The organism is Nigerium massiliense (assembly GCF_000826085.1).
GTDB classification, from domain to species: Bacteria; Actinomycetota; Actinomycetes; order Propionibacteriales; family Propionibacteriaceae; genus Propioniciclava; species Propioniciclava massiliense.
Genome location: NZ_CCYM01000003.1, coordinates 1,428,121 through 1,449,295, shown reverse-complemented (window position 1 = coordinate 1,449,295; position 21,175 = coordinate 1,428,121). Strand labels below are relative to the sequence as shown.

The following is a 21,175-nucleotide window of genomic DNA, read 5'->3' as shown; positions in this document are numbered from 1 at the left end:
ACTGGCCGAAACGATCCGTGAACAGCGGCGGTCGTGGCAGAGTAGGCGCGGTTGACGTAGGGAGGATTCGAATGCGTGTCGTGCAGAAGTTCGGTGGCTCGTCGGTGGCTGACGCCGCGAGCATCAAGCGGGTCGCCGCGCGCATCGTCGACACGCACGAGCAGGGCCACGACGTCTGCGTCATCGTCTCCGCGATGGGCGACACCACGGACGACCTCCTCGACCTCGCCAGACAGGTATCGCCGCAGCCGCGTCCGCGCGAGCTCGACATGCTGCTGACGGCCGGTGAGCGCATGTCCGCGGCGCTGTTGGCCATGGCGATCAACGACCTGGGTTACACCGCCCGGTCGTTCACCGGGTCGCAGGCCGGCGTCATCACGACCGAGGCGCACGGCGACGCCCGCATCATCGACATCACGCCCGGGCGCATCGAGACGGCGCTCGAGGACGGCGACATCGTCATCGTGGCGGGCTTCCAGGGCGTCTCCCAGACCACCAAGGACGTCACCACGCTCGGCCGCGGGGCGTCCGACACGACGGCGGTCGCGCTTGCCGGCGCTTTGAAGGCCAGCTACTGCGAGATCTACTCCGATGTCGACGGCATCTTCAGCGCGGATCCGCGCATCGTCCCGGAAGCCCAGCGGATCCCGGAGATCAGCTACGACGAGATGCTGGAGATGGCCGCCAACGGCGCGAAGATCCTGCACCTGCGCTGCGTCGAGTACGCGCGTCGCGAGAACGTTCCCGTCCACGTCCGGTCGTCGTTCTCGAACAAGCCGGGCACCTGGGTCATCGACATGTCAAGCAAGGAAGGACAGGCCATGGAAGCCGAAGCCGCCCTCATCACCGGCGTCGCGCACGATCGCAGCGAGGCGAAGATCACGGTCGTCGGCGTGCCGGACGCGATCGGCAACGCCGCGAAGATCTTCCAGGCCGTCGCGGACGCGGGCATCAACATCGACATGATCGTCCAGAACGTCTCGGTGGAGGGCAACACCACCGCGATCTCCTTCACGCTCCCGCAGAACGACGGCCCCAAGGCCATGGCGGCGCTCGCAACGGTTCAGGACGAGATCGGCTTCGACGAGGCGCTGTTCAACGACCAGGTCGGCAAGGTATCGGTGATCGGCGTCGGGATGCGCTCGCATCCGGGCGTCTCCGCGCGGACGTTCACCGCGATCGCCGAGGCGGGCATCAACATCTCAATGATCTCCACCTCTGAGATCCGCATCTCCGTGGTGGTCCCCATCGACGATGTCGACCGGGCAGTCCGGGCGGCGCACTCGGCGTTCGGGCTGGACGGCAGCGGCGAGGCCGTCGTCTACGCGGGGACCGGGCGCTGAGACGACCGTCCTTCCTCAGGTCGGCTACGCGGCGCTGGAGCACGCGCTAGGCTGCTCGGCGACAGGGGAGCGCCGCAGGGGCGCTGAGAGTGCGCGTGGCGCAGACCCTCGAACCTGATCCGGTTCGCACCGGCGTAGGGAGTCGAGCATCCATCTCCTCGGCGACGGCCGAGCCCTCTCGAGATCGGGAGGCCCATCCATGAAGTCACAACGCGTCCTCGGCGCGGCGTTGTCCGCCGCGCTCGCCCTGACGCTCGCCGCGTGCAGCGGTTCCCCGGCGCCCAGCGCGGGGGGCGCGGGGACGCCGTCGGAGCCCACGCGGTCGTCCGAGCTCACCGTCGTGGTGCACGACTCGTTCAACCTCGACGCCAAGCTGCTCGACGAGTTCAAGCAGCAGACCGGCTACCGGGTCACGATCGCCAAGAGCGGCGACGCGGGCGCGATGACGAACAAGCTCGTGCTCACCAAGGGTTCGCCGCTGGGTGACGTCGTCTACGGCATCGACAACACCTTCGCCGGCCGGGCGGTCGACGAAGGCGTCCTGACGCCCTACGCCTCGTCCGCGCTGCCGGCCGGCTCGCGCGACCTGGCGGCCGACGATCGCGACCTGCTGACGCCGATCGATTTCGGCGACGTCTGCGTCAACGCCGACAAGCGCTGGTACGCGTCCCACAAGCTCGCGGTCCCGGCGTCCCTGGACGACCTGGCCAAGCCCGAGTACAAGGACCAGCTCGCCGTGGAGAACCCGGCGTCGTCGTCGCCCGGGCTGGCCTTCCTGGCCGCCACGGTCGCGGCGAAGGGTGAGGACGGCTACCTCGACTACTGGGGCAAGCTGAAGGACAACGGCGTCAAGGTCGCCAAGGACTGGGACACCGCCTACTCGGTGGAGTTCTCCGGGTCGTCCGGCAAGGGTTCGCGCCCGCTGGTGGTCAGCTACGCGACGTCCCCGGCGTTCGAGGTGCCGAAGTCTGGCGGCGAGCCGCCGACGACCGCGCTGCTGGACACCTGCTTCCGGCAGGTGGAGTACGCCGGCGTGATCGCGGGGGCCAAGAACGAGGTCGGCGCCCGCAAGTTCATCGACTTCCTGCTCAGCCCGAAGGTGCAGGCGGACATCCCCGACCAGATGTACATGTACCCGGCGGTGAAGGCGACGACGTTGCCCAGCGACTGGACGAGGTACGCCCCGCTGTCCGACAAGCCCTGGACCGTGCCGGCCGCCGACCTGTCCAGCAAGCGCGAAGGCTGGATCAGCGACTGGACGGCGAAGGTGATCGGCTGAGCCGCGCCGCCGCCGCCGTGAGAGCGATCCGACGCCGCCGCGTTCCGGCCGTCCAGGCGAGCCCCGGCTGGGTGCTGGCCTGGACGGCAGCGACGGTGCTGCCGCTGCTCTTCCTCGCGATCTTCTTCGTCTGGCCCGTGCTGGCGTTGGTCGTTCGCGGGTTCTTCCCCCACGGGCAGCCGTCGCTGGCCGGGTTCGAGCAGGTCTTCTCGAGCGCCCGGACGTGGCGGATCATCCGGACCACGCTGAGCCTGGCCGTGTTGGGCACCGTGGCGTCCGTGCTGCTGGGGGTGCCGGGGGCGTACGTGCTGTACCGCACCCGGTTCCCCGGCCGCGGGATCGTCCGCGCGTTCGTCACGATCCCGTTCGTGCTGCCCACGGTGGTGGTGGGCGTGGCGTTCCGGACGCTGCTGGGTTCGACCGGACCGCTGGGGTTCCTGCGACTGGAGGAAACCCTGACGGCGATCGTGGCCGCGCTGGTGTTCTTCAACTACTCGGTGATCGTGCGCACCGTCGGCGGGCTGTGGGGGCGGCTCGACCCGCGGATGGGGGAGGCGGCCCGGGTGCTGGGCGCGACCCCGGCGCGGGTGTTCTGCACGGTGACCCTGCCCGCGCTGGCGCCGGCGATCGCGTCCGGCGCGGCGATCGTGTTCCTGTTCTGCGCGTCCGCCTACGGCATCGTGATGGTGATGGGCGGCGTCCGGTGGGCGACGATCGAGACGGAGATCTGGTATCAAACGACGCAGCTGCTGAACCTGCCGGCCGCGTCCGTGCTGTCGGTGACGCAGCTGCTGGTGGTGACGCTCAGCCTGTGGGTGGCCAACCGGATGCAGGCGCGCCAGCAGGTCGCCCGCCGGCTCACGACCGACGACACGGGAGAGCGGTCCTGGTCGTGGCGCAGGGACGCCCCGGCGAGCATCCTGACCGCCGCGGTGGTGCTGGGGCTGCTGCTGACGCCGCTGGTCTACCTGGCCTACCGGTCGGTCGCGACGCCGACGGGGATCGGCCTGGACTACTACCGCGCCCTGGCCACGACCGGCGACGGGGCGCTGGCCATGCCGGTGTGGGCCTCGGCGGCACAGTCGCTGCGGATCGCCCTCGCCGCGACCGTGCTGTCCGTGACGCTGGGGCTGCTGGTGAGCTTCGTGTTGTCCCGGCGCCCCCGCTCGAGGCTGGGACGCGCCGCGCTGCGCGGCCTCGACTCGTTCTTCATGCTGCCGCTGGGCGTCTCGGCGGTGACGGTGGGCTTCGGCTTCCTCGTCACCTTGAACCGGCCGCCGCTCGACCTGCGCTCCTCGGCGGCGCTCGTGCCGATCGCCCAGGCCATCGTGGCGCTGCCCCTGGTGGTGCGCTCGCTGCTGCCGGTGCTGCGGGCGATCGACCCGCGGCAGCGGGAGGCCGCCGCCGCGCTGGGGGCGTCCCCGTGGCGAGTGCTGGGGACGATCGACGTCCCGCTGGCGTTGCGCGGGCTGGGGCTGGCCACGGGTTTCGCGCTGGCGACGAGCCTGGGGGAGTTCGGGGCGACCTCGTTCCTGGCGCGGCCCGATCAGGCGACGCTGCCGGTGGTGATCAGCGAGCTGATCGGGCGTCCGGGGGCGAGCAACTACGGGATGGCTATGGCAGCATCGGTGCTGTTGGCCCTCATGACGGGCACCGCCATGGCGCTGGCCGAGCGGTTCCGGCCGCGGGCGGCGACGGGATGGTGACGCGATGACGACGCGAGAGGACGGGCGATGCGTGGGCTGACGCTGCGGGACGCGGTCGTGGAGTACCAGGCGACCCCAATCGGCGGACGGCCGACCGTCGTGCGGGCCGTCGACGGGGTGAGCATCGAGGTGCAGCCGGGGGAGGTGCTGGCGATGCTGGGCCCGTCCGGATCGGGCAAGTCGTCGCTCCTGCGTTCGGTGGCCGGCCTGGAGCCGCTGGCGTCGGGTCAGGTGTGGTGGGACGACGACGAGGTGACGGCTACCCCGGTGCACAAGCGGAACTTCGGGATGATGTTCCAGGACGCGCAGTTGTTCCCCAGCATGAACGTCCGCAAGAACGTCGGCTACGGGCTGAACAAATGGAAGCGGGCCGACCGCACGGCACGGGTGGAGGAACTGCTCGAGCTGGTCGGCCTGGGCGGTTACGGGGACCGGAAGGTCACCGAGCTGTCGGGCGGCCAGGCGCAGCGGGTGGCGCTGGCCCGGGCGCTGGCGCCGTCGCCGAGGCTGCTGCTCCTGGACGAGCCGCTGTCCGCGCTCGACCGCGGCCTGCGCGAGCACATGGTCGGTGAGCTTTCGCACGGGTTGCGTGCGACCGGGACCACCGCGCTCTACGTCACCCACGACCAGGACGAAGCCGCGACGATCGCCGACCGCATCGCGGTGCTGGCCGACGGCCGGCTGTTGCAGGTGGCGACCCCCGGCGACCTGTGGGCCCGGCCGGCCAACCGCCGGGTTGCGGACTTCCTGGGCTACGGCCCCTTCCTGGAGGCCACGGCTGCGGCCGAACTTGGCTACCGCGGGACGCTGGCGCCGGGTGAGCTGCTGGCGCTGGGGCCGGACGCGCTGGTGCTCAGCGACGACGGCCTCCCGGTTCCGGTGCTGAACGAGACCCACCGGCGCGGGAGGGCGGAGCTGACCGTCGAACTGCCCGACGGCCAGCACGCGGCCGTGCCCTGCCCCGAGGGCGCCGGGGCGTCCCCGCACGTCCGGGTGATGTTGAACCCGGACGACGCGGTGTCCGTCCCCGCTGTCTGACCCGGCCCTAGCGTTCTCCCGGCCGGCAGTACGACGGTTGTGGGGCTTGACTAGGGGGCGGACGCCGACCCCGCCCCACCGTAGAACCCCGATGCGACGAGGGCTACGGTGACGGCGAGCCCGGCTGCGGTCGCGACGAGGGCGGATGCCGGCAGCGCGCGCGGGGAGTGCACCAGGCGAGAGGCGAAGAAGAGCGTGAAGAGCAGGCCCCACAGGCCCGCTACGAGCGCGGTGAGCCACAGCAGCTCGGTCAGCGGGGTGTCGACGGGGGTCAGCAGGTGAACGCCTGCGGCGGCGGCCGCCTGGAGCAGCCCCAGGACGAGGACGGCCCAGCCGGAGAACGCGAACAGCCAGCCGTCGGGCCGGTCGAGGTGAGCGGAGTCTTCCCTCATGACTCAAGCGTACGGTCGCGGCCGGCGACCGGCGCCGACGATTTCTCAGTTCCGCGCCGACCGTCCCCGGATGCCGGCCGACGCCGAGAAGCACAAAACCGGTCCGATCGCGTTTCCGCAGATCAGAACCGGTTTGGTCAGCGTCGGGGTGACAGGATTTGAACCTGCGACCTCTTCGTCCCGAACGAAGCGCGCTACCAAGCTGCGCCACACCCCGATGACCCGAAGGCCTTGTCGATCATAGCTCACTTCGGCGTGTTCACCTATTTGAGCCGTCCCGTCCGTCGGGCGGACGCCCCTTCCGCGCGAGGCACCAACGTGAGCAACGAGACCTCGGGCGGGCAGGCGAACCGGAACGGTGCGTACGGGGACATCCCGATGCCGGCGGACACGTTGACCCAACTGGTCTTGTCGCCCGTCGTGTGCCGGAACAAGCCCTTGGCGTGCTGCACCGGCAGGTCGCAGTTGGACGTCAGCGCGCCGCGTCCCGGGACGCACACCTGGCCGCCGTGGGTGTGGCCGGCGAAGATCATCTCCACGCCGTCGGCCGTCATCGCGTCCAGCATGCGCAGGTACGGTGCGTGCGTCACGCCGATGTTCACCGCGTCCGGATCGGCGGGCCCTGCGACGGCCGGGTAGTCGTCCCGGTGCTCGTGGGCGTCGTCGGTGCCGCGGAAGGCGAATCGTTGCCCGCGGATCGTCAGCTCGGCTCGGCGGTCGTTCAGGTCGAGCCAGCCGCGGGAGGTGAACGCCGCGCGCAGCTCTTCGGTGGGCAGGCTGGCTCGCTGCGGGGCAGGCTTGCCGGTGGCCCGCCACAGGTAGCGGACCGGGTTCTTCATGCGGGGCGCGACGTAGTCGTTGGAGCCGAAGACGAAGACGCCCGGGACGTCCAGCAGCCGACCGAGCGACTCGATGAGTGCGGGTAGCCCGTCCTCGCCCGCCAGACTGTCGCCCGTGCTCACGACGAGGTCGGGTTCGAGGCCCGCCAGCGACCGCAGGAACGCCCGCCGGCGGGCGTACATCGGCAGCAGGTGGGCGTCCGACAGGTGCAGCACGCGCAGGGGCTCGCTGCCCGGTTTCAGGACCGGAACGTCCACCCGCCGCACGCGGTAGGACGCTGACTCGATGAACGTGCCGTAGGCGACGCAGGCCGTCCCGACGAGCGCGACGCCGCCGACGGCGCGGCCCAGCCGTCCGAGGACCCCGGAAGGACGGCCGCTCACTTGCGGGGTCCCCGGGACACGAGCATCTCGACGGTGCTGAACTGCGGCGCCTGCCCCTCCGGGCGCGTCGAGATCACGGTGCCCTCGGGCACGTCGGAGGAGTAAATGCGGACGGCGTCCGCGGCGAACCCGGCCGATTCGAGCGCGTTGCGGCAATCCTGAGAGGTCATTCCCTGGCAGGAAGGGACGTTCACGTCCTTCGCGTCGACGGGCTGTTCGCCGGGCCGGACGAACCGCTCCTTGGGCATGTAGCTCAGCGCCTTGCGCATCGCCGGCCGCCACAGCAGGGCGCCGGCCTCCCTGCCGGACGAACCGCGCAGGACACCGTGCGCGATGCGGGTGCCCTGCAGTCGCTTGGTCGCGCGGCCCTTGAACCGCGGGCTGGTCTTGTCGACGGTGATGAGGGCGGCGCCCACCAGGTTGGGGGTGTAGCCCATCGTCCAGACGGACGGTGCGTTGTTGCCGTCGGTGCCGGTCTTGCCGGCCAGGTCGTAGCCGGGGATGTTCGCCGCGGCGGCGGTGCCGCCCGGCTGGAAGGCGCCGTGCAGGACGTCGTTGGCCCGGTCGGCGACCTCCGGCGAGATCACCTGCTGGCAGTTCGCGCTCGGAACGGCGAGCGACTTGCCGTCCTCGGTGGTCACGCTCTTGAGGATGATCGGGTCGCAACGCTTGCCGCGGGCGGCCAGCGTCGCGTACGCGGTCGCGAGGGAGATCGGCGTGATCTCGGCGGTGCCCAGCGTGAACGACGGGTTCACGCTGGAGCCGACCGCCGACATCTTGCCGTTCGGCAGCTTGCCGGTGATCAGGTCCGCGCCGTCCGCGCGCTTGAGGCCAAGCTTCTGGGCCATCGTGACCACCTGGCAGATGCCGGTCTCGCGCTCGAGCTCGACCATGAAGGTGTTGGACGAGAACTTCGCCCCGCCGTACATGTCGAGGTTGCCCTCGACGCCCGTGGTCACCGGGCCCTTCCAGCTGCCGCGGACGAAGCCGTTACACGTGGGGAACCACTTGTTGGAGAAGTTCATCGCCTTGGGGGCATAGATGCGCTGATACGGGGAGATGCCCTTCTGGAGCGCCGCGGCGACCGTGAACGCCTTGAACGTCGAGCCGCCCGAGTAACCCTCGGCGCCGCCCATGTCGCGACCGACGCCGTAGTTGTAGTACGTCTGACCCTTCTTCATGTCGTTGCCGATCTTCGGCCGCGACTGCGCCATCGACCGGATCAGCCCGGTGCCGGGCTCGATCATCGTCATCACGCCGATGACGGGGTCGCTGGGGGCGATGAAGTTCGAGACGGCGCTCTGGCCGGCGTCCTGGAACTTCGGGGTGATCTCGGTCTGGATGGTCAGGCCGCTGCGGTAGAGCGTGTTCTTCCGCTCATCGCGGTCCTTGCCGAGGCTGTCCATGGTGAGCAGCGTGTTCTCGACGAGCTGGCACAGGTGCGGGTAGCGGCTCGCGGTGCAGCCCCGGTGCGGGTGGGGGCTGATCTTGGAACGGTCGAAGCCCGTGGCCTTGGCGGCCTTGGCCTGCGCGTCCGTGACGACGTCGAGTTTGTTCATCTGGTCGATGACGCTGTTGCGGCGGTCGATCGCCAACTTCTCGTGCCGCACCGGATCGGTCGTCGCCGGGTTGCGGACCAGGCCGGCCAGCATCGCGGCCTGCGGGAGCGTCAGCTGGGCCGCGGTGGTGCTGAAGTAGTGCCGCGCCGCGGACTCGACGCCGTAGGCGCCGTCGCCGAAGTAGGCGATGTTGAGGTACCGCTCGAGGATCTCCTCCTTGGAGAGCTTCTGCTCCAGCGCGATCGCGTAGCGCAGCTCCAACACCTTGCGGGCGACGGTGCGGTTCTGCGCGGCGGCCATCGCCTCCTTGTCGTCGCTGGCGACGGCCTCGTTCAGGAGGACGAGCTTCACGTACTGCTGGGTCAGCGTCGAGCCGCCCTGGGTGTTGCCGGACGCGGTGCGCACGAGGCCGCGCAGCGTGCCGCGCAGGTCGAGCGCGCCGTGCTCGAAGAAGCGCTCGTCCTCGATGGCGACCTGCGCCTTGACCATGATCGGCGCGATCTTGGCATACGGCACGTAGACGCGATTCTGGTCATAGAAGCTGGTCAACTCGGATCCATCCGCCATCAACACGCGGGATCCCTGCGCCTGCGGCGGCGTCTCGAGTTCCTGTGGCAACGACTCCAGGGCGCCCGCGAGGGCCTTCGTGCCCTCCGCGGTCATGCCGGCCGTCGGAACGAACAGGCCCGCGGCGAGAATGCCGCCCAGGATGCTGACCAAGACGAACATCAGGGCCGAGTACAGCCGTCGGCCAAGTGTAGGAACCCGCATGACATCAGGTTACGCGACGCACAAGGTGATTCATGCTAGGGAGCGGGTGGGCGGAGTTGAGTTGTCGCGCGAGTTTGTTTAACATTTCGTTACCCGAGAGGCTACGAAAGCCTCAGAGAGGCGGACCGCGATGACGATTCTGGACACCGAAGACTGGACGCTGAGCGCGAAGTGCCGAGGAATGCAGGACCAACTGTTTCCGGACGGCGCCGATCAGAAGCGGGCCCGCACTGTCTGTCTGGGATGCTCCGTCCGCTCCGAATGCCTCGCCGAGGCCCTCGACAACCGCATCGAGTGGGGTGTGTGGGGAGGCATGACCGAGCGTGAACGCCGCCAGCTGCTGCGTCAGCGCACCGACATCGATTCGTGGCACCGCGTCCTGTGCGCCGACCAGGCCCGCCGTTGACCTGAGGTCGCGACCCCGGGCCCCTCGAGGGCCCGCCGCCAGGCGATAGGCTGCGGCACATGACCAAGTGGGAGTACGCGACGGCGCCCGTGTTGGTGCACGCGACGAAGCAGATTCTCGACAACTGGGGTGCGGACGGCTGGGAGCTCGTCTCCATCGTCCCCGGGCCCAACCCGCAGAACATGGTGGCCTACTTCAAGCGGCCGTTGCAGGACGCCCAGTGACCTCGCTGCGTCCCTCCGCCCGGCTCGAGGAACTGGGGCTGACCCTGCCGCCCGTGGCCGCGCCGCTCGCGGCCTACGTCCCCGCGACCGAGTCGTGCGGGCAGATCATCACGTCCGGCCAGTTGCCGTCCGTGGACGGGAAGCCCGTCGCCACCGGCAAGGTCGGCGCCGGGGTCGACCCCGACCAGGCCGCCGAGTGTGCGCGGGTGGCCGTGCTCAACGCGCTGGCCGCCGCGGCGTCCCTGGCGGGCGGGCTGGACGCCATCCGCCGGGTGGTCAAGGTCGTGGTGTACGTCGCCAGCGACCCGTCCTTCACCGGTCAGCCTGCCGTCGCCAACGGTGCCAGCGAGCTGCTCGGGCAGGTCTTCGCCGACGCGGGCGCGCACGTCCGCAGCGCCGTCGGGGTGACGGTGCTGCCACTGGACGTCCCCGTCGAGGTCGAGTTGACGGTCGAAGCCGGCGCGTGATGGCGGCGGTGCGGGGGAGCGACCAGGCCGAGCGAGCGGCGGCGATCAACCGCGAGTTGGGGCTGCTGTACCCGGACGCGCACTGCGAACTCGACTTCACGACGCCGCTGGAGCTGCTGGTGGCGACGGTGCTGTCCGCCCAGTCGACGGACCGCCGGGTGAACCTGACGACCCCGGCGCTGTTCGCGCGCTACCCGGACGCCGCGGCCTACGCGTCCGCCGATCGTGACGAGCTGCAGGAACTCATCAAACCGACCGGCTTCTTCCGCGCCAAGACCGAGCACCTGATCGGTATCGGCGCGGCGCTGGTGGAGCGGTTCGACGGCGAGGTGCCGGCCAACCTGGACGACCTCGTGTCGCTGCCCGGGGTCGGTCGCAAGACAGCCAACGTGGTGCTGGGCGACGCGTTCGGCGTCCCCGGCCTCACCACCGACACCCACTTCCTGCGGCTGTCGAAGCGCTTCGGGTGGACGTCCTCGGCCAAACCCTTGGTGGTCGAGGCCGAGGTGGGGGAGCTGTTCGACCCGTCCGAATGGGTGCGGCTCAGCCACCGGGTCATCTGGCACGGACGCCGCCGCTGCCACGCGCGCAAGCCCGCGTGCGGCGCCTGCCCGCTCGGCAACGTGTGGGGCGAGACCGGCGAGCCGCTGTGCCCCTCCTACGGGGAGGGGCCGACCGATCCGTCCGTCGCCGAGGGGCTCGTCCGGGAACCGCGCGGATGAGGCGGGCCGCGATCGCCGTCGCACTGGCCGCCGCGCTCGCGCTGTCCGGCTGCTCGGGTGCCGCAGGCCCCAACGCGAACCCCGCCACCAGCGGGGGAGGCGGCCTGCCCGCGCCGGTGACGTCGGCGTCCAAGAACCCCAATACGGAGACGCTCGTCGCCCAGCGCAAGGCGGCCGGGATCGCCGACTGCACCGCTCCGGCACCCGGGGCCCCGCACGTCGACTACGGGCTGCCGAACGTCAGCCTGCCCTGCCTCGGCAGCGACCGGTGGGTCAACCTCGCCGACCTGCGGGGCAAGCCGATGGTGGTGAACCTGTGGGCGCAGTGGTGCGAGCCGTGCCGGGCCGAGGCGCCCTACCTGCGCGCCCTCGCCGCGCGTTCGGCCGGCAAGCTGGACGTCCTCGGCGTCGACATCGTCGACCCCGAACCCGTGAAGGCGATCGCCTTCGCGAAGGCGTCCGGATGGACCTACCCGCACCTGGTCGACCCCGACGGCGTCCTCAGCCGCACCATGCAGGTGCCGGGCATCCCGGTGAGCCTGTTCGTGAACGCCGAGGGACGGGTCGTGTACCGGCACACCGGGGGGTTCACGTCCGCCGAACAGATGGAGCAACTCGTGCACGACCAGCTGGGGGTCACGCTGACGTGAGCGAGCCAACCCAAGGCGGGGCCTCCGGGATCCCGGAGCCCCCTGCCAGCCTCGACCGGCTGCGCGAACAGCTGGCCCTCCCCGGCGTCGGGGAGTCCCTCGTGAAGTCCCGGCCCGGACGCGGGGGTCGGCGTGCCGCGGTCTTGATCCTGCTGTCCCTGGACGAGAGCGCCGCGCGGGTCGAGACGTCCGAGACGGCGGGCCTGCGCATCGTCCTGATCGAGAAGGCCGCGCACCTGCGCCGGCACGCCGGGCAGATGGCGTTCCCGGGCGGTGCCGTCGAGCCGGGCGACCCCACCGGAGTGGCCGCGGCGCTGCGCGAGGCGGACGAGGAGGTCGGCGTCCGGCCCGAGGAGGTGCGGGTGCTGGGCACGCTGCCGCCCGCACACGTCGCCGCCAGCGGCTTCGACGCCATGTCGGTGGTGGGGTGGTGGCGCGGTGACCGCGTGCTCGCGCCCGGCGACGACGGCGAGGTGCAGGCCGTCCACACGCTGCCGGTCCCGGTGCTCGTCGACCCGCTGTCCCGATGGGTGGCGACGCATCAGTCCGGCTACACGGGCCCGGCGTTCGTCGTCGGCGACCTCTTCATCTGGGGCTTCACCGCGCACCTGCTCACCGGACTGATCCAGCTGGCGGGCTGGGAGGTGCCGTGGGACCAGGATCGTCGCGCGGAAATCCCGCCCCGCTTCCTGTACGGCCGCCGCTAGGATGAACCAGCACCGGGGCGCCTGACCGCAAGCCCCGGCTCCCCCCGGTTGCAAAGGATGGCCCTCGTGTCCGAGACAGACCCCTGGTGGAAGTCCGCCGTCGTGTACCAGATCTACCCGCGCTCGTTCGCGGACTCCGACGGGGACGGCGTCGGCGACCTCCGCGGCGCTATCGGCAAGCTCGACTACCTGAAGGGCCTGGGCGTCGACGTCGTGTGGCTGTCGCCGGTGTACCGCTCGCCGATGGACGACAACGGCTACGACATCGCCGACTACCGCGACGTGGACCCGCTGTTCGGCACCCTGGACGACCTCGACGAACTCATCGCCGGGCTGCACGCGCGCGGCATGAAGCTCGTCATGGACCTCGTCGTCAATCACACCAGCGACGAGCACGCCTGGTTCCAGGAGTCGCGCGACCCGTCGTCGGTCAAGCGCGACTGGTACTTCTGGCGTCCCGCCCGCGAGGGCTTCGAACCGGGCGCCCAGGGCGCCGAGCCGACCAACTGGGCGTCCTTCTTCGGTGGCCCGGCGTGGACGTACGACGAGGCGTCCGGGGAGTACTTCCTGCACCTGTTCAGCCCCAAACAGCCCGACCTCAACTGGGAGAACCCCGAGGTCCGCGCCGCCGTCTACGACATGATGCGCTGGTGGGTGGACCGGGGCGTCGACGGGTTCCGCATGGACGTCATCAACCTGATCTCCAAGCCGATCCCGCTGACGGACGGCGCGGTCGCGCCCGGACAGCCGCTGAGCTACGACGTGTCCCAGGTGGCCAACGGGCCGCGGATGATCGAGTTCCTCGAGGAGATGAACCGCGAGGTCGGCATCGGCGAGCGCCGGTTGTTCACCGTCGGCGAGATGATCGCCGTGGACGTCGACCGGGCCCGGGAGTACACGAGCCAGCACCACGACCGGCTCGGCATGGTGTTCACGTTCGAGCACGTCACCCTCGACCAAGAGCCCGGCGGGATGAAGTGGGACCTCAAGCCGCTGTCCCTGCCCGACCTGAAGCGCACGATGGCGCGCTGGCAGAAGGGCCTCGGCACCGAGGGGTGGAACTCGCTCTACTTCGAGAACCACGACCAGCCCCGCGTCGTCTCTCGCTACGGTGACGACTCGCCCGAGCACCGGGTGGCGTCGGCGAAGACCCTGGCGACGGTCCTGCACCTGCACCGGGGGACGCCCTACGTCTACGAGGGCCAGGAACTCGGCATGATCAACGCCGGGTTCACGACCGCCGGCGACTACCGCGACATCGAATCGCGCAACTTCTACACGATCGCGACGGGCCAAGGCGTCCCCGCCGAGCGGGCGCTGGCGGCCCTAGCGGCCAAAAGCCGCGACAACGCCCGCACCCCCATGCCGTGGACGCCCGAGGGCGGGTTCACCACGGGGACGCCGTGGCTGCCGTACAACGCGGCGGCGCCGGAGATCAACGTCGAGGCGGAGCTCGCCGATGAGGACTCCGTCTACCACCACTACCGCAGGCTGATCGCGCTGCGGCACGAGCTCGAGGTCGTCCGCGAAGGACGCTTCGAGCTGCTGCTGCCCGACGACGAGCGGATCTGGGCTTTCACCCGGACGCTGCGGGACGAGCAGCTGATGGTGATCGCGAACATGACCTCGCAGGTGGCCGGGGTGCCGATGGGCAGCATTCCGTCCCTGGAGCGGGCCGAGCTGGTGCTGACGTCCCTTCCCGCGGCGGCCGATGACGTCCAGACGCTGGAGCCGTGGGAGTCGCGCGTCTACCGGATCCGCTAGGCGTCCTGACCGACACGTCGACCGGCGGGCGCGACCGTCGGGGCCCGCCGTGATGACCACCCGCGTTCCGTGGCGTCGGACAGGGTCTCCATGTCTACGCGGTCCCCGTCGCGATTCCTTATCGGCCCGTGTGCAGCGTGTCTCTGCGATGGGTCGCGATGGACGCGAAGCCGGGAATGGTCTCGAGGGAGTTCAGCGCGTGCCAGAGGCGGACGGACTCGTCGACGTCGGGGACAGAGGTCAGCACGGGGCCGAAGTAGGCCGTCTGGCCGATTCGAGTGATGGGCGTGCCTCCCGGCGCGTCGACGCCCGCGACGGCCTCTGCGGTGCGAGCGCGGAGGTCCACGTCCCAGGAAGGGTCGTTCGCGGCGGGAGCGGGCGTAGAACAGGCTCTTCCTATGCCATCCCACCCCTGCACTCAGTTCAGCTGGGTCGCGGAACGACACGTGCCGCCACCCGTTCGGCGGGTGGCGGCACGTGTCTCGACTGGGGCGATTACCGTTGGACGGCCTGGGTTGCTCCGCCGGCGGTGCGGGTGGCCGGGGAGGTGGCGTCCGGGCCGGTGACGACGGGGTCGACGGTGTCGAGCGTCTCGGCGTGGTCGAAGTCGCTGTCGGTGCTGGCCGCCGTGGTGGAGACGGGCGGGAAGCTCTGGGGCAGCGGCTCCTTGGGCTTGGCCTGGCCCTTGTAGACGGTCTGGATGTAGCCCTGATCGTCGGTGGTGAACTGCTTGCTGCCGCGGTTGGCGATCAGCTTGACGTCCTGCATGCCGGACGACGCGGCGTACGACACGGCGCTCAACGACTTGCGACCCTCGTCGATGGTCTTCTCGGGAGCCTTGAACTTCAGCTTCTTGATGCCGATCAGCGCGAGGATGCCGGCGAGCACGAGGTAGACGCCCACGGCGCACAGGAAGCCCCACCCGAAGGCGCCGACCGGCGTCGCGGTATGGCCCCAGAACAGGTTGGTGAAGAGGAAGCCCAGGCAGACGAACAGCACGTTGAGCGCGATGACGCCGAGCACCGCGGCCCCGCCGAGCAGCCCGCCCCCGATGCCGAGTCCCTTGAGCTGAGGGATGATCTCCGACTTGGCCAGGGCGATCTCACCCTTGACGATCGTCTGGATATCGGTCGAGATGTCCTTGATGACGTCGCCGACGTCGGGCTGTTGCTCGGGCATGGGTACTCCTCGTTTGGCTGGCTACGCCCTCCGATGCTAGCCGCCAGATGCGGCGGCGGGGTACCTGTGCGGTGAGTGCGCCTCACAACGAAATGGACAAACCCCGGTCGGGGAGCCGGATCGGCGTCGAGAACTCGCTGTGATCGACGCGGGCGCGCCAGCAGGCCACTTGGTAGGGCAACAGCAGCGGCTCGGGCACCCGGGCGGACGCCTCGTAGAGCCGGCCGACGTCGGCGAGGAGGTCGGCGCGGCGGTCCTCGGCGAGGTCGGGGAAGCGTCGCGCGACCATCTCGAGGAGACCGACGCGGGCGATCGGCACCCACAGCCGGAAGTTCTTGCGCTCGAGGTCGGGGAAGAACGGCGAGCGGGCCAGTTCCGCGACCGAATCGCCGCCGTAGTCCCCGGTCATGGCCTCGCTGTCGATGCTTTGCATGAGCGCGGCGAGACGCTTCACCCACGGGACGGAGTCGTCCCGGACGGTGTAGGAGACCGCCAAGGTGCCACCGTCGATGAGGACGCGGGCGATCTCGGGCAGGGCCCGGGGCAGGTCGAGCGTGTGCAGCGACTGGTTGATCAAGACGGTGTCGAAAGCGCCCGGGACGAACGGCATGCGGATCGCCTCGGACACGGTGGGCAGCGCCGCCGGGGCGCGGCCGAGCATGGCCCGGACGCCTGCGGGGTCGGGATCGTTCGCCGTCAGATGGTGGCCCGTGGCGGCCAGGTGGGGAAGGAGCGGAGCGCAGTTGCGGCCCAGGGCGAGCACGTGTTCCCGGGATCCCGGGACCAGCCAATCGATGGCGGCGCTCGGAAAGGGGGACTGACTCGTCGGGCTCATGCCGACGATGGTAAGCGGTGCAGGTGGGCGCCGAGGCCACGGGCACGAGCGCGGACTTATCCACAGGGACGAGAATCGGTGACGCATTCGGGGGCCGAGGACTCACCGTGGGGACATGACGGACGAGATGAGCGGCGTCCTGTTGACGCACGACGAGCGAGTCACCGACGCCGTGCTCGCCACCGCCGCGGCGCTGGGCACCCTGGTCGAGACGGTGGACACGGCCGAGGAGGCGGTCCGGCGCTGGGGCACCGCCGAGGTGGTGTTGATCGGGGCCGATCAAGCCGCCGCTCTGGCGAGCGCCGCGCCCCCGCGCCGGAAACGGGTCTACCTCGTCGGCTTCGAGGCGGACGCCCTGAGTACCTGGTCGCTGCCGATCGGGGCCGAGGTGATCCCGTTACCGCACGGGCTGGCCTGGCTGTCGGCTGTGCTGTCGCAGGATCCCGACCGGGGGTCGCCGCTGATCGGAGTCGTCGGCGGCAGCGGTGGGATCGGCGCATCGACGCTGGCAGCCGGGCTCGCGTTCGCCGCGCGTCGCCGGGGCTGGCCGGCGGCGCTGGTCGACGTTGACCCCCTGGGCGGCGGCGTCGACCTGCTCCTGGGCGCGGAGCGCACCCCTGGGTGGCGCTGGCCGCGTCTGCTGGGTGCCCGGGGCGAGGTGAGCGATGTCCGCCGGTTTCTGCCGTGCGTCGACGGCGTGACGGTCGTGTCGATGGCTCGACCGGGGACGAGCGGCGAGTCGGGGGAGGTCGATCAGCCGCAGGCGGAGTCCCTGCAGGCGGTCCTGGGCTCGCTCAGCCGCCACCACAAGCTGGTCGTGCTCGACGCCGGACGGGCGCCGCTGCCATGCGTGCGGCAGCAGCTGCAGGGGGCCTCCGAGGTGGTGCTCCTGAGTGGGGATGACGTGCGGTCGGTGGCGGCCGCGGGACAGATGCTCCGGGCGCTGGAGCTCGCCGAGCCGCGGCTGATCGTGCGGGCCACCGGCGGACGCGTCGCGCCCGAGTTGGTCGGGCGAGCGCTGGGCGCGGACGTGCTGGGAACCCTGGCCACGGACGCCCGCGTCGCCCGGGCGGCCGAGGTGGGGGATCCGCCCGGAAGGTCTCGCCGCGGACGGTGGAGCAAGCAGGTGGACGTGGTACTGGAGCGGCTGATGGCAGGGGTGTCGGATGGCGATTGACCTGGACGAGGTGCGCGGACGCCTCAGCGCGCAGGGCCAACAGGCCACGCCGGTCGCGGTGGCGGACGCGCTGCGCTGGCTCGGCCACGTCGTGAGCGACGCGTCGGTGCTGGCGACCGTCGATCAGTTGCGTCGCGACAGCCGGGGCGCCGGCCCGCTGGAACCGCTGCTGCGCGACCCTGCGGTCACCGACGTGCTGGTGAACGGCCCGGACGCGGTCTATGTCGATCGCGGCGGCGGGCTGGAGAGAGCCCCGGTGACGTTCTCCTCCGAGGAGGAGGTGCGGCGACTGGGTGTGCGGTTGGCCGCAATGGTGGGCCGGCGTTTGGACGACGGGCAGCCGTTCGTCGACGCGCGACTGCCCGACGGAACCCGAGTGCACGCGGTGCTGGGCTCCGTGGCCCACCCGGGCACGTGCCTGTCGCTGCGCGTTCCGTCGCGCGTGCGGCTGACCCTGGACGACTGGCGGGGCTCCGGCCTGAGCGCGGCCGGGGTTGACGCGCTGCGTGACCTGGTGGCAGCGCGGCGGGCATTCCTGATCTCCGGAGGCACCGGCACGGGCAAGACCACGTTGCTGTCGTCGCTGCTGGGCGAGGTCCCCGGCAGAGAGCGGCTGGTGATCGTGGAGGACTCGCGGGAGCTGGACCCGCCGCATCCACATGTGGTGCGCCTGGAGGGCCGACCGCCGAACGCCGAGGGCGCCGGGGCCGTGACACTGACCCAACTGGTGCGGCAGGCGCTGCGGATGCGGCCCGACCGCCTGGTGGTGGGCGAGGTGCGTGGCGCCGAGCTCACCGATCTGCTGATCGCGCTGAACACCGGCCACGAGGGCGGCTGCGGGACCATCCACGCCAACTCGGCCGAGGCCGTCGTGGCGCGGCTCGAGGCGCTGGGGGCCCTCGGCGGCCTGGATCGCAGCGCTCTGCACGCGCAGGTGGCGGCGGCGCTCGAGGTGGTCGTGCAGCTGAGGCGCGACGGCGGCCGCCGATTCGTGGAGCAGATCGCCGTGTTCGAGCCGGGCCACGATGGGCTCGTCCGGTGCGTCCCGGCGCTCACGTTCGACGTCGACGGAGCCATGACGTGGGGTTCCGGACGCGGCCGGCTCCGTCGGGCGCTGGGCTGAGGTGAGCGGGGTGGGCGGATCATCGATCTGGGTCATCGGCGCTGTGCTCGCCGCGGTGGCGGCGGCGCTGCTGGCTGGGCCGGCTTCGCCGCGGCGGTGGCAGCGGCGGCTGCAGGGTGAGGCGCAACCGGAGCGTCCGGAGCCCGGCCACGCGTCGCGGCGACTCGGGGCCGCGCTCGCGGCCGCGGTGGTGGTGGTGGTGAGCGTGTTCGCCGGCGGTACGCGGGGCGGGGCACTGGCGCTGTGTGCGGTGATGGTCGTCGGCACGATCGGCGGCCTCGTGGCGCGCCATCGGGCCCGCTCTCTGGCTCAGCAACGCCGCGACGAGGTGGTCCGCGCCGGCGAAGTGCTGGTGGGGTTGTTGCGGGTCGGGCAGATCCCGGCGACCGCCATCAGCGTGGCGGCGGGCGAGAGCGGGGTCCTGGCCGAGGCGGCCGCGGTGCAGGCGGTGGGCGGTGACCCGACGGGGGCGCTGCGGCGGGTGGCGTCCGTGCCCGGACAGCAGGGGATGCTGCGGCTGGCCCGGGCGTGGGAGGTGTCCAGGGAGACCGGGGCGTCGATGAGCGAGTCGATCGAGGGGGCGTCCGAACGGCTGGCGGTCGATCACGAGATCGAGCGCACGGTAGCGGCCGAGCTGTCCGCGCCGCGCGCGTCCGGACGGCTCCTCGGGTCGCTGCCGATGGTGGGCCTGCTGCTCGGTTACGTGTTCGGGGGCGACCCGATCCGGTTCCTCACCCAGAGCCTGGTCGGGCAGGGATGCCTCGTCGCCGGTGTCGGCCTGGCCTGCCTGGGCGTGTGGTGGACCGACACCATCGCGACCGAACCCGCGGGAGGCCGGACATGACCGGCTGGGCGATAGCCGCCGCCCTGGCAGCTTCCCTCGCCTTGTGGCTGGCTTCGGGGTCGCACGCCGGTCGGGTGCGGGAGCTGACCAAGCCGCTTGACGAGGGCGGCGACGGACGCCGCCGGTGGCAGCAAGTGGGGTCCTGGTGGCGGACGGCGCGCGAGGCCCCGGCCGTGAGGCGGCGTGACAGGGCGCTGCGCGGGGACGTCGCCGAGGTGTGCGAGCTGCTGGCCGTGTGTCTGGAGGCGGGGCGTCCCACCAGGGGCGCGGCGCGCACCGTGGCCGAAGCGATGGAGGGGCCGACGCGCGACGTCCTGCTGGCGGTGCTGCACCAGGTGGACCTGGGGGTGGCCGAGCCGCAGGCGTGGGCGTCGCTCGGTGAAGCGGCGGGATACCGCACGATCGCGCGCGACATCAGCCGCTCCGTCGGCAGCGGCGTCGGGCTGTCGGTGCTGCTGCGCCAGCATGCCCGGGAGGCACGCCGCGGGGCGGAAGCTCTGGCTCTCGTCGAGGCGCGCAAGGCGGGGGTGCGGAGCATCGTTCCGCTGGTGGTCTGTTTCCTGCCCGCGTTCTTCCTCCTCGGAGTTGCGCCGATCTTCGGGGGTCTCGTGGGCCGGTGAGTCGAAAGCGCGAGTTATCCACAGGAGGGGATCGGGTGACGGGCGCCGGGTGGCGATTCCCATGGTGGGGGATGTACCGCGACGGGCGGTGCGGAACCCAAGGAGGAAACATGTCGCAGCAAGTCGAGGAGTTCGTGGAGGACGTCGACGGCCAAGAGCTCGTCGTGGACGAGCCCGCCGCGCCGAAGGAGTGGAGCCGTGAGCGCGGCATGACCACGGCCGAGTACGCCATCGGCGTCGTGCTCGTGGTGACGCTGGTCGGTCTCGTGATCACGGCGATGAAGTCGGGCGTGTTCACCCAGGCGCTCCAGCAGGCGGTCGTGCAGCTGCTCAAGGTCGTCACGGGGGCCATGGGCTGACCGTCCGGCGCAGGGCCGCCCCGGAGGAGGGCCGGGGCGGCCCCTCACGGAGAGGGTGGGAGATGACGCAGATGCCGAGCCGAGGAGAGCGGGGCATGGCCACCGCCGAGTTGGCGATGGTCAGCCTGGTGGTCGCGGCGGTCGCGATGATCGTCGCCTGGCTGATCTCGATGCTGATGGTGCTGAACCTGTGCCAGATCACCGCGAACGAGGTGGCCCGCCAGGACGCCCGTGGTGACCGCGCGGCGGCACGGGCGGCCGAGCGCGACGCCCCGCGCGGAGCTCAGGTGCTGCGACGACGCGAGGGCAAGGCCACGGTCGTGCAGGTGACGGCGCGGGCGGGCTTCGGAGAGCTGTTCACCGTCCCCGTGTCGGCACAGGCGCGCGTGCTGACGGAGGGCTCCCGATGAGGCGAGGCGAGCGCGGCAACGTGACCGGTCTCGTGGCGGTCGCGATGATGCTGTTGGCGGCGATCGTGGGCGTCGTCGTGATCGCCAGCGCGTACCGCGCTGTGACCCACCAGGCGCAGGGCGCCGCCGACCTGGCGGCCCTGGCAGGCGGCGAGGCGGCGGCGGGCGGCCACGACGCCTGCGCAGCGGCCGGCAGCACGGCCCAGGCGAACGGGGTACGCATCACCGCCTGCACGCTGGTGGGCGACGAGATCGACTTCGTCGTGTCGGTCACCGTCGTGCGGGAGCCGTCGTGGCGTCCGCTCGGGTTGTCGCTGAAGGCCGAGGCACAAGCCAACGCGGGCGTCCTTCAGGACGGGCCGTGACCGGCGGACGCG

The 21,175-nt window shown here is 71.2% G+C and carries 24 protein-coding genes, 1 tRNA gene and 1 riboswitch; of the genes, 18 read left to right on the top strand and 7 right to left on the bottom strand.

Annotated elements, in window-relative coordinates:
- Positions 1-71 precede the first annotated feature (71 nt).
- The 4 genes from BN1187_RS13200 (at position 72) to BN1187_RS13185 (ending at position 5,366) form a co-directional block, all read left to right on the top strand.
- The gene (locus BN1187_RS13200) at positions 72-1,343 is read left to right on the top strand and encodes an aspartate kinase (protein WP_040162398.1); all 1,272 of its coding nucleotides are present in this window, start codon (positions 72-74) and stop codon (positions 1,341-1,343) included.
- Between the two features lie 53 nt (positions 1,344-1,396).
- Positions 1,397-1,501: riboswitch (TPP riboswitch) on the top strand.
- A 41-nt stretch (positions 1,502-1,542) separates the two neighbouring features.
- Entirely contained in the window at positions 1,543-2,622 is a 1,080-nt protein-coding gene (locus tag BN1187_RS13195; protein ID WP_040162397.1) for a thiamine ABC transporter substrate-binding protein, read from the top strand.
- 17 nt (positions 2,623-2,639) lie between these two features.
- The gene (locus BN1187_RS13190) at positions 2,640-4,328 is read left to right on the top strand and encodes an ABC transporter permease (RefSeq protein WP_052462712.1); all 1,689 of its coding nucleotides are present in this window, start codon (positions 2,640-2,642) and stop codon (positions 4,326-4,328) included.
- 27 nt (positions 4,329-4,355) lie between these two features.
- Positions 4,356-5,366 carry an ABC transporter ATP-binding protein gene (locus BN1187_RS13185; RefSeq protein WP_040162395.1) on the top strand — a complete coding sequence of 337 codons (1,011 nt, stop codon included), beginning with the start codon at positions 4,356-4,358 and terminating at the stop codon, positions 5,364-5,366.
- A 50-nt stretch (positions 5,367-5,416) separates the two neighbouring features.
- On the opposite strand, the gene BN1187_RS13180 is transcribed toward BN1187_RS13185, so the two are convergent.
- From BN1187_RS13180 to BN1187_RS13165, 4 genes are all read right to left on the bottom strand, one after another.
- Positions 5,417-5,758, bottom strand: a complete 342-nt coding sequence (locus tag BN1187_RS13180; RefSeq protein ID WP_040162394.1) for a hypothetical protein — start codon at positions 5,756-5,758, stop codon at positions 5,417-5,419.
- Positions 5,759-5,901: 143 nt separating this feature from the next.
- Positions 5,902-5,975 (bottom strand) — tRNA-Pro (locus tag BN1187_RS13175).
- A gap of 46 nt (positions 5,976-6,021) precedes the next feature.
- A complete protein-coding gene (locus tag BN1187_RS13170) occupies positions 6,022-6,981 on the bottom strand; it encodes a metallophosphoesterase (protein WP_082034708.1) in 960 nt (319 codons plus the stop codon).
- Positions 6,978-9,311 (bottom strand): penicillin-binding protein, encoded by a 2,334-nt coding sequence (locus tag BN1187_RS13165; protein WP_082034707.1) that lies wholly within the window; start codon positions 9,309-9,311, stop codon positions 6,978-6,980. The genes BN1187_RS13170 and BN1187_RS13165 overlap by 4 nt, the downstream gene beginning before the upstream one ends.
- A 130-nt stretch (positions 9,312-9,441) precedes the next feature.
- On the opposite strand from BN1187_RS13165, the gene BN1187_RS13160 reads away from it, so the two are divergent.
- Genes BN1187_RS13160 through BN1187_RS13130 form a run of 7 tightly spaced genes read left to right on the top strand, consistent with a single transcriptional unit; the run spans position 9,442 to position 14,251 of the window.
- Positions 9,442-9,717, top strand: coding sequence for a WhiB family transcriptional regulator (locus tag BN1187_RS13160; RefSeq protein ID WP_040162393.1), 276 nt, complete (start codon positions 9,442-9,444; stop codon positions 9,715-9,717).
- A 59-nt stretch (positions 9,718-9,776) separates the two neighbouring features.
- A complete protein-coding gene (locus BN1187_RS14105) occupies positions 9,777-9,941 on the top strand; it encodes a Sp36 family protein (protein WP_072042078.1) in 165 nt (54 codons plus the stop codon).
- A 5-nt stretch (positions 9,942-9,946) separates the two neighbouring features.
- Positions 9,947-10,408: a RidA family protein gene (locus tag BN1187_RS13150; RefSeq protein WP_097677358.1), complete on the top strand. Its 462-nt coding sequence runs from the start codon at positions 9,947-9,949 to the stop codon at positions 10,406-10,408.
- Complete coding sequence (nth, locus tag BN1187_RS13145; RefSeq protein ID WP_040162391.1) at positions 10,408-11,130, top strand: endonuclease III; 723 nt, start codon at positions 10,408-10,410, stop codon at positions 11,128-11,130. The genes BN1187_RS13150 and nth overlap by 1 nt, the downstream gene beginning before the upstream one ends.
- The gene (locus tag BN1187_RS13140; protein ID WP_052462710.1) at positions 11,127-11,780 is read left to right on the top strand and encodes a TlpA family protein disulfide reductase; all 654 of its coding nucleotides are present in this window, start codon (positions 11,127-11,129) and stop codon (positions 11,778-11,780) included. Before nth ends, BN1187_RS13140 begins: the two co-directional genes overlap by 4 nt.
- The gene (locus tag BN1187_RS13135; RefSeq protein ID WP_052462709.1) at positions 11,777-12,487 is read left to right on the top strand and encodes an NUDIX hydrolase; all 711 of its coding nucleotides are present in this window, start codon (positions 11,777-11,779) and stop codon (positions 12,485-12,487) included. Before BN1187_RS13140 ends, BN1187_RS13135 begins: the two co-directional genes overlap by 4 nt.
- Before the next feature lie 57 nt (positions 12,488-12,544).
- On the top strand, positions 12,545-14,251 hold the full coding sequence (locus BN1187_RS13130; protein WP_040162390.1) for an alpha-glucosidase: 1,707 nt from the start codon (positions 12,545-12,547) through the stop codon (positions 14,249-14,251).
- A 118-nt stretch (positions 14,252-14,369) separates the two neighbouring features.
- Here the strand turns inward: BN1187_RS13130 and BN1187_RS13125 are convergent, their stop codons facing one another.
- The 3 genes from BN1187_RS13125 to BN1187_RS13115 all read right to left on the bottom strand — a co-directional run bounded on the left by BN1187_RS13125 (position 14,370) and on the right by BN1187_RS13115 (position 16,265).
- Entirely contained in the window at positions 14,370-14,669 is a 300-nt protein-coding gene (locus tag BN1187_RS13125; RefSeq protein ID WP_390620222.1) for a mycothiol-dependent nitroreductase Rv2466c family protein, read from the bottom strand.
- Positions 14,670-14,746: 77 nt separating this feature from the next.
- Positions 14,747-15,430, bottom strand: coding sequence for a phage holin family protein (locus tag BN1187_RS14505; protein ID WP_052462708.1), 684 nt, complete (start codon positions 15,428-15,430; stop codon positions 14,747-14,749).
- Positions 15,431-15,512: 82 nt separating this feature from the next.
- Positions 15,513-16,265, bottom strand: a complete 753-nt coding sequence (locus BN1187_RS13115) for a class I SAM-dependent methyltransferase (RefSeq protein ID WP_082034706.1) — start codon at positions 16,263-16,265, stop codon at positions 15,513-15,515.
- A gap of 115 nt (positions 16,266-16,380) precedes the next feature.
- On the opposite strand from BN1187_RS13115, the gene ssd reads away from it, so the two are divergent.
- The 7 genes from ssd (at position 16,381) to BN1187_RS13080 (ending at position 21,163) form a co-directional block, all read left to right on the top strand.
- Positions 16,381-17,442: a septum site-determining protein Ssd gene (ssd, locus tag BN1187_RS13110; RefSeq protein WP_040162388.1), complete on the top strand. Its 1,062-nt coding sequence runs from the start codon at positions 16,381-16,383 to the stop codon at positions 17,440-17,442.
- Positions 17,432-18,565 (top strand): TadA family conjugal transfer-associated ATPase, encoded by a 1,134-nt coding sequence (locus tag BN1187_RS13105; RefSeq protein ID WP_040162387.1) that lies wholly within the window; start codon positions 17,432-17,434, stop codon positions 18,563-18,565. The genes ssd and BN1187_RS13105 overlap by 11 nt, the downstream gene beginning before the upstream one ends.
- 10 nt (positions 18,566-18,575) lie before the next feature.
- Positions 18,576-19,409: a type II secretion system F family protein gene (locus tag BN1187_RS14100; protein WP_052462707.1), complete on the top strand. Its 834-nt coding sequence runs from the start codon at positions 18,576-18,578 to the stop codon at positions 19,407-19,409.
- Positions 19,410-19,582: 173 nt separating this feature from the next.
- On the top strand, positions 19,583-20,029 hold the full coding sequence (locus tag BN1187_RS14425; RefSeq protein WP_072042112.1) for a type II secretion system F family protein: 447 nt from the start codon (positions 19,583-19,585) through the stop codon (positions 20,027-20,029).
- A gap of 110 nt (positions 20,030-20,139) precedes the next feature.
- Positions 20,140-20,388, top strand: a complete 249-nt coding sequence (locus tag BN1187_RS13090) for a DUF4244 domain-containing protein (protein ID WP_040162386.1) — start codon at positions 20,140-20,142, stop codon at positions 20,386-20,388.
- A 62-nt stretch (positions 20,389-20,450) separates the two neighbouring features.
- Positions 20,451-20,798, top strand: coding sequence for a TadE family type IV pilus minor pilin (locus BN1187_RS13085; protein ID WP_218184662.1), 348 nt, complete (start codon positions 20,451-20,453; stop codon positions 20,796-20,798).
- Positions 20,795-21,163 (top strand): Rv3654c family TadE-like protein, encoded by a 369-nt coding sequence (locus tag BN1187_RS13080; protein WP_040162384.1) that lies wholly within the window; start codon positions 20,795-20,797, stop codon positions 21,161-21,163. Before BN1187_RS13085 ends, BN1187_RS13080 begins: the two co-directional genes overlap by 4 nt.
- The last annotated feature ends 12 nt before the right edge of the window (positions 21,164-21,175 follow it).

Bases quoted from the DNA above. Each gene is read 5' to 3' on its own strand.
- BN1187_RS13200 (WP_040162398.1), top strand. From the start codon at position 72: ATGCGTGTCGTGCAGAAGTTCGGTGGCTCGTCGGTGGCTGACGCCGCG.
- BN1187_RS13195 (WP_040162397.1), top strand. From the start codon at position 1,543: ATGAAGTCACAACGCGTCCTCGGCGCGGCGTTGTCCGCCGCGCTCGCC.
- BN1187_RS13185 (WP_040162395.1), top strand. From the start codon at position 4,356: ATGCGTGGGCTGACGCTGCGGGACGCGGTCGTGGAGTACCAGGCGACC.
- BN1187_RS13180 (WP_040162394.1), bottom strand. From the start codon at position 5,758: ATGAGGGAAGACTCCGCTCACCTCGACCGGCCCGACGGCTGGCTGTTC.
- BN1187_RS13165 (WP_082034707.1), bottom strand. From the start codon at position 9,311: ATGCGGGTTCCTACACTTGGCCGACGGCTGTACTCGGCCCTGATGTTC.
- BN1187_RS13160 (WP_040162393.1), top strand. From the start codon at position 9,442: ATGACGATTCTGGACACCGAAGACTGGACGCTGAGCGCGAAGTGCCGA.
- BN1187_RS14105 (WP_072042078.1), top strand. From the start codon at position 9,777: ATGACCAAGTGGGAGTACGCGACGGCGCCCGTGTTGGTGCACGCGACG.
- nth (WP_040162391.1), top strand. From the start codon at position 10,408: ATGGCGGCGGTGCGGGGGAGCGACCAGGCCGAGCGAGCGGCGGCGATC.
- BN1187_RS13140 (WP_052462710.1), top strand. From the start codon at position 11,127: ATGAGGCGGGCCGCGATCGCCGTCGCACTGGCCGCCGCGCTCGCGCTG.
- BN1187_RS13130 (WP_040162390.1), top strand. From the start codon at position 12,545: ATGGCCCTCGTGTCCGAGACAGACCCCTGGTGGAAGTCCGCCGTCGTG.
- BN1187_RS14505 (WP_052462708.1), bottom strand. From the start codon at position 15,430: ATGCCCGAGCAACAGCCCGACGTCGGCGACGTCATCAAGGACATCTCG.
- BN1187_RS13115 (WP_082034706.1), bottom strand. From the start codon at position 16,265: ATGAGCCCGACGAGTCAGTCCCCCTTTCCGAGCGCCGCCATCGATTGG.
- ssd (WP_040162388.1), top strand. From the start codon at position 16,381: ATGACGGACGAGATGAGCGGCGTCCTGTTGACGCACGACGAGCGAGTC.
- BN1187_RS13105 (WP_040162387.1), top strand. From the start codon at position 17,432: ATGGCGATTGACCTGGACGAGGTGCGCGGACGCCTCAGCGCGCAGGGC.
- BN1187_RS13090 (WP_040162386.1), top strand. From the start codon at position 20,140: ATGTCGCAGCAAGTCGAGGAGTTCGTGGAGGACGTCGACGGCCAAGAG.
- BN1187_RS13085 (WP_218184662.1), top strand. From the start codon at position 20,451: ATGACGCAGATGCCGAGCCGAGGAGAGCGGGGCATGGCCACCGCCGAG.
- BN1187_RS13080 (WP_040162384.1), top strand. From the start codon at position 20,795: ATGAGGCGAGGCGAGCGCGGCAACGTGACCGGTCTCGTGGCGGTCGCG.